General features: G+C 29.2%; 8 protein-coding genes. All 8 read right to left on the minus strand.

From position 1 onward, the window contains the following. Positions 1-499: 499 nt before the first annotated feature. The gene (locus AC11VW_RS09950; protein WP_484301261.1) at positions 500-3,853 is read right to left on the minus strand and encodes an FtsX-like permease family protein; all 3,354 of its coding nucleotides are present in this window, start codon (positions 3,851-3,853) and stop codon (positions 500-502) included. Position 3,854: 1 nt separating this feature from the next. Further along, positions 3,855-4,559 carry an ABC transporter ATP-binding protein gene (locus AC11VW_RS09955; RefSeq protein ID WP_484301262.1) on the minus strand — a complete coding sequence of 235 codons (705 nt, stop codon included), beginning with the start codon at positions 4,557-4,559 and terminating at the stop codon, positions 3,855-3,857. 81 nt (positions 4,560-4,640) lie between these two features. After that, entirely contained in the window at positions 4,641-5,246 is a 606-nt protein-coding gene (locus AC11VW_RS09960) for a TetR/AcrR family transcriptional regulator (protein ID WP_484301263.1), read from the minus strand. Positions 5,247-5,643: 397 nt separating this feature from the next. Then, positions 5,644-6,717, minus strand: coding sequence for an SIR2 family protein (locus tag AC11VW_RS09965; RefSeq protein ID WP_484301264.1), 1,074 nt, complete (start codon positions 6,715-6,717; stop codon positions 5,644-5,646). A gap of 327 nt (positions 6,718-7,044) precedes the next feature. Beyond that, complete coding sequence (locus AC11VW_RS09970) at positions 7,045-8,388, minus strand: TldD/PmbA family protein (protein ID WP_484301265.1); 1,344 nt, start codon at positions 8,386-8,388, stop codon at positions 7,045-7,047. Between the two features lie 2 nt (positions 8,389-8,390). After that, entirely contained in the window at positions 8,391-9,782 is a 1,392-nt protein-coding gene (locus AC11VW_RS09975; RefSeq protein WP_484301266.1) for a TldD/PmbA family protein, read from the minus strand. A 139-nt stretch (positions 9,783-9,921) separates the two neighbouring features. Continuing rightward, positions 9,922-11,319, minus strand: a complete 1,398-nt coding sequence (locus AC11VW_RS09980) for an MATE family efflux transporter (RefSeq protein ID WP_484301267.1) — start codon at positions 11,317-11,319, stop codon at positions 9,922-9,924. 208 nt (positions 11,320-11,527) lie between these two features. After that, positions 11,528-12,409, minus strand: coding sequence for a DMT family transporter (locus AC11VW_RS09985; RefSeq protein ID WP_484301268.1), 882 nt, complete (start codon positions 12,407-12,409; stop codon positions 11,528-11,530). Positions 12,410-12,699: the final 290 nt, after the last annotated feature.

Raw genomic sequence — 12,699 nt, forward strand, 5'->3', positions numbered from 1 at the left:
TGTGCTCAATCCCCTATTGTGCACTACCCCTATCGAACTGACCCCCCTCTCAATTTGATAATAGTAATATTCTAGCACAAACTTTGCTATTTTTAAAGTAAAAATATTAAATTTTCTCAAAATTGGTTTATTTTTGTATAATCATTTCAATTAAATTATTAATGATTAAATTTTATTAATAGATAAATTATAATAGGCATTGAAATTTACGTTTAAATTTCAATGCCTATTATGATTATTGATCAATACCTTATATATTTTAAATCTAGTTTTTTATGTATGAATTAAACGAAAATTGTTATAAATGCAATTAATGTGGAAAAATCATTTCAGCAGCAATCCATAAAATAATAATATCAAACAAAATTTGTTAATACGTATTTTTCTTAAAAGGCGAAACAAGGACTTACTTTATAATAGTAAGTCCTTGTTTATTGTGTATATTTTCATGACATTAACTAAGTCTAGGTTTATCTTTATTATTGCTCATATATACCATTTACTCAGTGCTCTTAAGTGATTCTATCATATCAATCTTATCGAATCTGTTGTACATAAATAAATTTACAACTACAGAAAATAATAACGTCAGTAAAATAGAATATAAGAAATTAATTGGACTAATTTTTTGTAAAAACATTATAATATTTGTTTCTGCGGTAGATGTGATAAACTTGTTTAAGAATATTCCCACAAATATTCCAGTTAAGCTACCTAACACAGTTAGTATCATATTTTCTTTGTATATATATGCTGCTAATTCATTATTATAAAATCCTAAGAGTTTTATTGTTGCAAGTTCTCTTCTTCTCTCACTGATATTTATGTTTGTAAGATTGTATATTACAACGAAGGCCAAAACGCCTGCAGATACTATTAGTAAAATCACTACAGTATTGATACTATTAATACTCTTATCATAATCAATCTGCACGTTACTTTTAAATACTATGGAATTAACACTACTTATTCCTTTCAAGGTGTTTAATGTATTATTTTCCTCAACCTCAGATTTATTGTTAAGCAATCCGTAGAAGCTGTTAAAAGTTATATCCCTGCCTGTTATTTTTTTATAATAAGCTGGACTAATATAGATATAATGTTGAATATAATGTTCTGTTACAGCAGATATTTTAGCTTTTATAACCTTATCATTTATAGTAATTTCAATAATATCTCCAGCTTTTTTATTTATAAGCTTTGAAAGTTTTTTAGTTAAAATAACTCCATTATCATCAAGTTTTATTTCTTCATCATTCATAGTCAGATTTATATAGTTGTTAAAAGCAGGTTTATCTTCTGGAACAACTACATAGGCATCTTGACTTTTAGAGTTTTCAAACTTAACTGAGCCATTCTTTGAGTAGGTAAATAGTATAGATTTAACATTTGGATCCTTATTTGTCTCTATTTTAATATCATTTTTATCAGCTTCATTTACATTTTTATTAAGAGTGCCCTGCATATCGTACTTATAGATTTTACCAAATTGAACTTCTGTTGCGCCAATTACTCCTTCTTTCAAACCAAAGCCTGTTATCATTAATCCTGTGCAGGCAGCAATCCCTATGACAGTCATAAACAGTCTCTGCTTATATCTAAATATATTTCTTGCAGTAACCTTCTTTGTAAAGTTGAGCCTTTTCCATATAAAATCAACTCTCTCTAAGAATATTTTTTTACCTGATTTAGGTGGTTTGGGTCTCATCAAAGAAGCTGGAACCTCTCTTAATTCATCTAAAGTTGATGCCACTGCTGCTATAGCTGTGAAAAATACAGCTACTAAAGATGCCTGTAGGGCAAGACTTGTATTAAAAGGGGTTAGTAAATCAGGAATAGCATAAAGGGAGCTATAAGCATTCATTATAAGTGGTGGAAATAATCTAAATCCAATTAAAATACCAATAATGCTTCCAATAGCACTTGCCGAAAGTGAATAGATAAGATAGTGAGATACTATTGCAGCTCTGGAATATCCTAAAGCCTTGAAGGTACCTATTTCTATTCTCTTTTCCTGAACCATTCTAGTCATTGTAGTAAGGCTTACCAACGATGCCACCAGGAAAAATATTAAGGGAAAAGCCTTCCCTATACTATCAATTCTGTCACTGTCCTGCCTATAACTTTCATAGCCTACATTTTCAGACCTTCCTAGCACATACCAGTCAGGCGTTTTAATATCATTAAGTTTATCTCTGTTCTTCTGGATTTTAGCGTCTCCATCCTTAATCTTGGCATTTGCCTTTTTTTCTTCCGATTTTAATTTTTCAGTATTTGAATCTATTTCTTTTTGTCCTTTTTCTAGTTCTTTTCTTCCACTGCTAAACTTTGCTAATCCTTCCTTTCTTCCCTTAGTTAATTCTATTTCAGCATCAGAAATTTTTTTCTTACTTGCTTCAAGTTCTTTTATACCATAATTAAGTTTAGCTTCGCCTTCTTTAAGTGCCTTCTCATTGCTAGCTAACTGTTGCCTTCCACTGTTTATGTCAGTTGTTGACTTGTCGAAGTCATTTTTTAAAGCTTCCATATCAAAATAAGTCTTAATATTTCCTAACATATTATCATTCTTTAAGGCACTGTACATGCTATCAAAGTTTTTTCCCTTGATATCTTTTTCGTAAAGTTGATTCATAAAATTGTACTGATAAATATATATTTGATTGACTGGATCGGACTCCATCTGTTTTTTTGCTTTATCTACCTCTTCAGCTATTGCCAAAGAAATTTTATCTGTTGCCTGTTGCTTGCCTAAAATTAATTGTACTTCACCCTCATCAAGCTGTTTCTTCCCCTTCGCAAGTTGAAGTTTTCCACTTTCAATTTCCTTTTGCCTTATACTTATTTCATTTTCTCCAGATAAAATCTGTTTTTTTCCTTCTTCTATCTGCTTGCTACCTTCTTCCATCTTTTGATTAAAAAGAACTTCATTTTGTGTAACTTTTTCCTTACCTTTAGCAATTTTATGCCTAGCAGTATCTAACTGCTTATATCCATCATCAAACTTCTCTTCTGCTTGCTTTTTAGAACTATCTAATTTATCTTGTGCTTCTGCTAACTTATCACTACCAGTCTTTAAAACTTCAGCATATCTTATTTCATTTCTAGACACTCCAAGATCTTTAAGATTTTTCTCTATATTACTAGTTCTTTCTTTATAGCTGCCATTATCTAAAAGACTGTTCTTTGACTCTGTATTGTCAGTCCTTACATATATTTCTGTATAAGCTTCACTCTTGAAAACTTCAGGAAGTATATATATAAACCCTCTTACAGTACCATTGCCAACGGAACTAAGTTGCCTTTGCTCCGAAACATATAATGGAGATTTTGCCGTCCCCACAATCTTAAATTCAGTGTTTTTCAAGCTATCTTCTATGATGTCATCATTTCCAGACTTAATCACTATCTTGTCATCTAGTTTTAGTTTATTTTCTTTTAAAAATTTTTCCTCAACTACAGCTTCATTTGCATTCTCTGCTCTTTTGCCTCTAATCATTCTTATATTGTTAATACCATTTTTATCAGGCAGTGAGTTGATATTCAGCACTAACTGACGTTTATCCTTTTCTATTACTGCATCTATAGAGTAAGATCCCTCAGCTTGTGTTACTCCTTTTTGTTTTTGAACTTCAACTAAATCGTCCTTAGTAAGCCCCAGAGTAGAAATTAATTTAAAATCCATAAGATTATTTTTTCTAAAGTAGGAATCTCCTGAAAACTTCATATCTGGACTCGTAGCTCTTACTCCTGCATAAAAAGCTACACCAATTGCAATGATTATAACTATTGATAAAAACCTTGAAAGGGACTTTTTTATATCCCTAAATAAATTCTTGAAAAATGTCTTTTTCATATTACCACTCTATACTTTCTATTGAAACAGGATTTTCATTTTTTTTAACACTTGCTATTTTTCCACTTTTCACAGTAATTATTTTATCAGCTATTGGTGCTATGACAGAATTATGAGTAATAACAATAACTGTCATATTGTACATCTTTGCTGTATCTGACAATAGTTTTAATATTGCTTTTCCCGTATTATAATCCAACGCTCCTGTAGGTTCATCGCAAAGAAGCAGTTTAGGATTTTTTGCAATAGCTCTTGCTATGGATACCCTTTGCTGTTCTCCCCCAGAAAGTTGCGAAGGAAAATTGTAAAGTCTATCTTCAAGCCCAACGCTTTTAAGTGCCTCTACTGGATCCATGGAGTCTTTGCATATTTCCACTGCAAGCTCCACATTTTCCATTGCATTCAGATTCTGAACTAAATTGTAAAATTGAAATACAAACCCTATATCTTCACGTCTGTATTTTGTAAGCAGTTTTTTATCATACTTGCTTATTTCATTTCCATCTACAAATATGCCTCCTTCAGTTACATGATCCATACCACCTAAAAGATTAAGTATTGTTGATTTTCCTGCACCGCTGGCGCCAAGGACAATAACAAACTCTCCCTTATCTATGGAAAATGAAACATCGTCAACTGCTTTAATAACTACTTCACCTATATCATAGCTTTTTCTTACATTTTTAAACTCTACAAAACTACTCATCTTTGTGTCCCTCCTTATAAAGTTTCATGAACCATCGTTCTCTTTTAATCAAAAAAATATATTTATTATAAAAATATATTTTTATTTTATATCCTCGCTATCTAATTTATTTATAATATCATTTGTGAAAATATCAATAATATTAAGAATAAGCCTTCTGACTTCTGCACCCTCATGTCGTTCCTTTACTATAATAGAAATGCTCTCAACAAGGCTGTTTGAAACAAGGTATATACTAAAATTATCCCTAAGTCTTTTACCTATAATAGACAATTCATATTTCATGCTCTCAGTAATTATTCTTGTTGTAAAATCAACAAAAATGCTTTTACAGTTTTCATACTTAGATCCCTTGCTTTGATTAAGTAGTATGGAAATTTCGGTACTACTTTCATTAAATATCTCCATTATCTCTTCTACAAGCTGGAAAAATATAAACTCTGCCTTTTCATTAAGCTCCACCTTATCAAATCGCTTAATATAATCAATAAGCCTGTGATATACAGATCCTATAACATGTTCATACAAATCTTCTTTTGAAATAAAATATTTATACAAATTCCCTACTGACGTATTAGAATTTTTAGCTATATTTCTTATAGAAGCACCTTTATAGCCCTTCAAAGTGAATTCCTTCAAAGCTTCTTGTGCTATACTATTTCGAACTTCATCTTTTAAATATTGCATTAGAAAACCTCCGTTCACTTTTAATCTTACATGAATTTTAATTCTTGTCAATAAGTCATTATTTTTATAATTCTTTGCATGCTAATTCATGCTCATAATATCTCAGCTTTCAATAAGCGAAAAAAGTATTAGTCATAGCATTTTAATTATAATTGTTACTTAAACTATTATGTTCTATATATAGTAACAAAACAGGTGTGTATTTACACAATTCACCTGTTTTGTTATATACATATATATTTTTTTACTTTGTGGTACCTCTAAGCACGATGCTAAATTTTTTTTTGCGTACTTAGAGATTTTATATCAAATTCATCAATTAAGTATTAAAGTCCATTTGAATTTAAGAATGCTGACAAAATAGGTACACGATGTATTTTGAGGCAGCATCTTTAACTTACTTTAAATACTTAATAGGGTCTTTTGCAAAATCTTGAAAAGAGCTTCTTGTATAAACTATATCTTCACCTAAAAATCGTTTGTATCTATCTTCTTCCTTTTTTAAAGAGTATTCTTTTTTTTCATCATAATTATTAAATACCATAATTTTTAATGGAGGTTTTTTTCTACTACTTTGAACTCTCTTTAACATATACTTTATATGTATATCTGCATCTGGAAAAGAATATCCACAAAATATTAATACATCACTTTTTCTTAAATTTTTTTCAACTTCCCTCCATACTGTAGATATAAATACATTTGACATATTTTTAAAATAAGTCGGAGGTATAATTATTGGAACTGTAATTTCTCCGCATTCTAGACATTTTGCTTCTTTCATATTATAAAGTAACCTCATAACTCCACCTTCATAAGGAGTAAGTGTTAAGCTATTACAAATAGGGCAATATAGCCAGTTAAGGGAACCATGTATCTTATAAAGTTTTACAGAAGGTTCTACAGGTTTTCTCCATTCAGCTTCTATGTTGAAGTTAGTAAAATCAATTCCATAATCCAACATAATACGATGTCTTTTTTTGCTATATAATGACGCTATAGTATTGTCTATATGTATATCATAATTTGCACTAATAAATGTAGTATTCTCTAGTAAATTTCCTTTTAAAAGATTATCAACTAGCATTTTATGATATTCATTGTTTCTATCTGCACTTTTATGTACAGACTTAGCCATAAGCAGTATTAAATATTGCCTTAGAAAACGTATACTATCACTTTTTTTATTAAGTGTTTCTAATCCAAAATTTTTAAAAGATTCTCTTCTTTGTTCTGCTAGATCTAATAAACCTAGTACTTCTTCAAAAGTAGGGAAATTAACTTTTTCCATATCATCATTTATAATATCAATATTAAACATTTGTTTAAAGAATTTATATAGTTCTTTATTCATATCACTATCAAAATCTTTAGGTGTTAAGCTTTTGAAATACTCACTAAATAATTCATTTTGAATAGGTGTGTTTTCTGCTGCTGAAGCACCTGCCCCAAGAAATATACATATATTCATTATATTTCCTCCATAAAATTTACTTAGCTTATGTTGCCAACGACCTAAAATAATTAACTCACATGTGGCTCAAAGACTAGGTTTGTTGCTCCTTTTAGCGGTTGGGATGTATAAATCCCTCCTATTTTTAAATAAGTATAGGGACTGTTAATATTATCCCTATACTTATTATATGACTTCTATTTAATTTTATTTATATATTTTTGAATAATTCAAAACATAATATAAATGTCTGCTACTTTTATACTATGTTTTCGTTTTCCCAGGAAATATTAATGAAATATTTCGTCAATTCCTAATTATATTTCCTGCATAACTTTTCCTGTTTTACTTTCCTGCTACTGATAGCTCTTTAACTATAAGTGAAGGCGAACCCACATTACTCATAGGGAATTTTAAATCATTACCTATAACTTCAATATCCTTTAATAAATCAAAGTAGTTTCCAGCTACAGTTATTTGTTCTATAGGGAATGTCTTAGCACCATCCTTAATATAGAATCCTTTCGCAGCTAATGAAAAATCTCCGGTTATAGGATTTGCACCTGAATGTAGCCCTGCAAGATCTGTTATCATAATCCCTTCACCAACTATCTTCATAAGTTCATCTATTGAGCTTTCACCTTTTTCAATATATAAATTACTTGGTTCAACTCCAACTTGTGAAGCATATGAAGCTTTAAATCCATTGCCAGTAGTTTTTACCTTTGCTTTATGTGCAGTTTTTAGATTATGAAGTAAAGTAGTTAATTTACCATTTGATACTAATTCTTTTTTAAATGTTGCCACACCTTCATCATCAAAAGGAGTAGATGATAAACCATACTCTAAAAGTGGATCATCAACTATAGTAACTATATCATTTGCTACAATCTCTCCTTCTTTATCTTTCAATAAAGAAAGTCCCTTTTGGGCACTGTCTGCACTAAATATATCACAAAATGTGTCAAGAAGTGACACCATAGCTTCATTGTATATTATAGTTTTATACTTACCAGATGGTATACTTTTTCCATTTAACTTAGATAAAGCTTCTTCAACCCCTTGTTTTGCAATAAGTTTTGGAACTACCTCATCTAAACTCTTTGCTATTACATAGCCAACTCCATCTTGCTTTTCACCATTATCTTCTACTACGGGAACTACATAAGCCATAAGTAAATTATTTTTATTAGTAAGTTCTAATCCTTTAGTGTTATAGATCCCATAACTTGAATAATTATATGATATTTTACATCCACTAATATTTGTCACCTTTTTACAGTATGTCTTTGTTTCTTTTTCTATATTTAGTACTAAATCTATCATTTTACTTGCATCTATATTTTCAAGTTCTTCATAATAATTATTTACTTTTTTATAATGCTTATCGCCTTCATATATAAACTGAACATCATTACTTTCAATATTTAAAGCACTTTCTTTAGTATTTTTTATTAACATATTTAAAGCTTCAAAGTCCATTATTTCAGTATATGAATAACCAATCTTTCCATTTATCTTTCCTCTAAATGATAATCCAAAAGACTTTTCAAGATTATACTTTTCAACTTCTTCATCATAAACACTTATGCTTAAGCTTTCACCTTCACTATAATAAATTTCACATTCTTCAAATCCTGCTTCTATACCTTTTTTAAGTAACATTTTTTTAAAACTATTAAATTCCATAATTATGCCTCCGATCTTCCACCAACAGTGATTTCTTTTACTCTTATCATAGGCTGACCTACATTAGTTGGTATACTACCTGATGATGAACCACACATACCTTGAGCTTGTTTTAAGTTATTCCCAACCATATCTATATTCATAAGTATGTCACTACCTTTACCTATTAGACTAGCGCCTCTTACAGGTTCAATTATCTCACCATTTTTAACTGAATATCCTTCTGATACTGCAAAGTTAAATTCTCCAGTAACAGGGTTTACAGACCCTCCACCCATTTTCTTTGCATATAGCCCATCACCTATTGACTTTATAATATCTTCTGGATTGTCATCACCTGCTTGTATGTATGTATTTGTCATTCTTGACGTTGGAGCAAATTTATAGCTTTGTCTTCTAGAACTTCCAGTAGGTGCCATATTCATTCTTCTTCCATTTAATTTATCTATCATATATGATTTTAATATTCCATTTTTTATTAAAATATTTTTTTGAGTAGGATTTCCTTCATCATCAATATTAGCTGAACCCCAATGATTAGTTAAAGTTCCATCATCTATAGCAGTCACCTTTGCTGATGCAATTTGTTGTCCTAACTTATCTGCAAAAACAGAATTTCCTTTAGCTACTGCTGTAGCTTCTAGGGAGTGGCCACAAGCTTCATGAAAAATTACTCCACCAAATCCATTATCAATAGCAACCATCATATTACCTGCTGGACAATTTTTAGCATTAAGCATTGTATGTGCTACTCTTGCAGCTTCTTTTCCATAATATTCAGGGTCTATTTCTTCAAAAATCTCAAATCCCTTACATCCACCTGGTCCTTCAAATCCAGTTTGATTTTCACTTCCCTTAGATGCTACTGCACTTATTCCTAGTCTTGTTCTTATTCTTCTATCTTCTAAATATAAACCTTCAGTATTAGCTATTAATACTTTTTGGTCTTTATCACTATAAGATACACTTACTTGTGATATATCAGTGCTATAGCCTTTTGCACTTTTATATGCTGTTTTCATAACATTAATTTTTTTATCATACCCTACTTCACTTGGATAAAGTTTTATAGGGTTAATATCTGTAATTATTTTAGTATCATTTAGAATAACACTTATATCTTCTTTTAAATTTTCAAGTGCTAAAGCTGCTTTATATGCAGTATCAAGTAATGAGTTTAAACTATTGTCATTAGTGTAAGCATAAATACTTTTAAATTCTTTGAAAATTCTTATACCTACACCATAGTTTCTACCACCAAGTGCATTTTCTATTTTTTCATCTATTAATCCTATTGAATTAGTTATAGTATCTTCTTCAAATATTTCTGCAAAATCTCCACCAGTAACTAAGCATTTTTCTAATACTTTTGATGCTACTTCTTTTGAAATCATATATTGCCCTCCAGTCATTTTTTAAAACTCACTCTTATATATTATAAGTTAAATTTAACCAATTAGAATAATTTTTTATATAAAATTTTAATACAAAATAAACCCTATAGTCTGTAGACTATAGGGTAATTAATATATTTTACTCATTTACAGCTTCAGTATTTAAATTTTCTTTCTTATTAGGTATACTATATAACTTTCCTGCTTTCAATAACCATATAAATACACTTATCATTAAAATCCCTTTTAATATACTAGTCAAAGTAATACTCCACCATACACCGTTTAATCCCATTAACTCTGGTTTTGATATTAAATAAGCAAGTGGTACTCTAGCTCCTGTCAAAATTATACTTATAATGGATGGTATATAAGTTCTACCAAGCCCTTTAAAAGCACCTGCTGTTATTATTTCTACACACATAAACAACTGAGAATATCCTAATATCTTAAGATATGTAGTTCCTTCATATATAGCTTCAGGTTCTTGTATGAAAACTGAAAATACTTGTTTTCCTCCAAATACTAATACAGATGTTGTAACAGTTCCTAATATTATTGCTATAATTATTCCAATTTTACATCCCTTATTTATTCTATCATATTTTTTAGCACCATAATTTTGACCAACAAAACTTCCAAGTGCTACTGCTAATCCTTCTCCTGTCATCCACGAAATGGATTCAATTTGAGAACCTACCTTTTGTACTGCAACTGCAACAGGCCCAAAGGAAGCTACAACTACTCCAAGTAGCATTGAAAATAATGTAAACATTCCACTTTGTATCGCTACAGGTATTCCTAATTTATATAAAATCTTATAATATTTAAATTCTATATTTCTAAACAACTTAACTTTAAAATATTCATCGTTATTTTTTAAAATTCTATATATAAATAATAACGATACAACTATCTGAGCAAAAACTGTAGCTATTGCAGCACCAGCTACACCCATTTTAGGAAATCCAATCCATCCAAGTATTAGTATAGGATCTAATATAATGTTAGTGATTAATCCTACAGTATTAATTTTAAAAGGTGTTTTACTATTTCCCATTCCATTAAATATTGCTGTGAATACTGGATTAACAAAATAAAATATCATTCCTAATGAAATTATATATAAGTACTCTCTAGACATACTTATAACATTTCTATCACCTAATTTAAAAAATCCTATAAGTCCTTTGTTAAATACTAATAAAAATATAGTATATAAAATAGATAATATAAGATTTATTTCTATTGCTGCCTTAATATAAGATTTTGTCTTATCTACACTATTTTCACCAATACTTTGAGCTACCTTAATTTCTCCACCTATTTTAGAAATCATAACAAATGCCATAGCGAGCCATGGGAAAAATCCTGCCGTTCCAACTGCTGCAACAGCGCTACTTCCAATTTTTCCAACCCATATCATATCTATCATATTATAAGCCATTTGTATAAACGATGTTCCCATTATAGGTAATGATAACTTGATTAGTTTTTCTGTTATTTTACCTTCTGTTAAATTAATTCTATTTTCCATCAATCCACCTCCATATATCTATACTGAAACAATACAATTGTTAACTTTATACCCTTATAATGAAAATAATAACTTTTATAACTTATTTAGTAATAATTTCTAAAATCAATGTAATATTAATTATTCAAAATTTAAAACTTATAATAAAAATTATTCCTATGTCTTATAAAAAACTAGAGGAAGTTTTTATTATCCTCTAGTTTTTACTCTATCTAACTTTATCAAGTTTTTTATTGTACATGAACATATAAAAAGATGCGCCAAATATTATAAGGTATCCTATTATACTAAATTTATCCGGAAATACTCCAAATAATATTATACTTATAGTGGCTGAGAATATTATATTAGAATAATCAAATATAGAAATTTCTTTAGCTGGTGCATATTTATACGCCCAAGTTATACCAAACTGACCAAGTGTTGCAAATGTTCCTGCCAATATTAAGTAAATAAACTGAATAGTACTCATAGACTTATATGAGACTATCATAAAAGGAAATATTACAACTAGTGAAAATAGTGAAAAATAAAATACTATCGTAGCACCTTTTTCACGACCTCCAAGAACTCTTAAATAAGTGTATGCAATCGCTGCAAATATAGCACCACCTAAACCAATTAATGCTGGTATAATATCTAAATTTAATTCAGGTTTTATTATAAAAAGTGCTCCCATAAAAGCTAATCCTATAGCTACTATTTGATTAGTCTTTATTCTTTCTTTTAAAAATATCGCAGAAAATATTATTACAAAGAAAGGACTTAACTTATTTATCATATTTGCATCTGATAAAACTAGTTTATCTATAGAATAAAAATTAAGTATTATTCCTAATGTACCAAATATTGCCCTTAAATTTAATAGTTTTCTATTTTCGTTTTTACCAAAGAAACTTTCATTAGCTTTTACAACCATTATAAATGCTACCATACAAGAAACTAAATTTCTAAAAAATGTCTTTTGAAATGTTGGTAAATCACCACTTAACTTTACAAATGCAGACATCATTGCAAATCCAAATGCTGATATTATAATGCATATAATACCTTTTGTTCTATCACTCATGTTGTTTTTTATACTGTCCATCTTTTCCCCCTGTGTAGTTAACTTTCACATTAGGATTTTATCATAATAGATTATTTTATACAAATTTTATCATGTAAACCACATACTAATCATTGCCTACTATTATTTATAACCATTCATTTTTAAAATAAAAAATGAGTAGTTTATAATTATACCTTATACTATGATATGCTCCCTTTATAGTGGACAGTTTAAATAATAAAAACTGTAACTATGAAGGGAGTATATTTTTATGCCTAGAAAAGTTAAGGTTGATGCTGAAGTTAAAATAAGGGAAGTATTAAATTACC

This window comes from Romboutsia sp., from assembly GCF_056995035.1.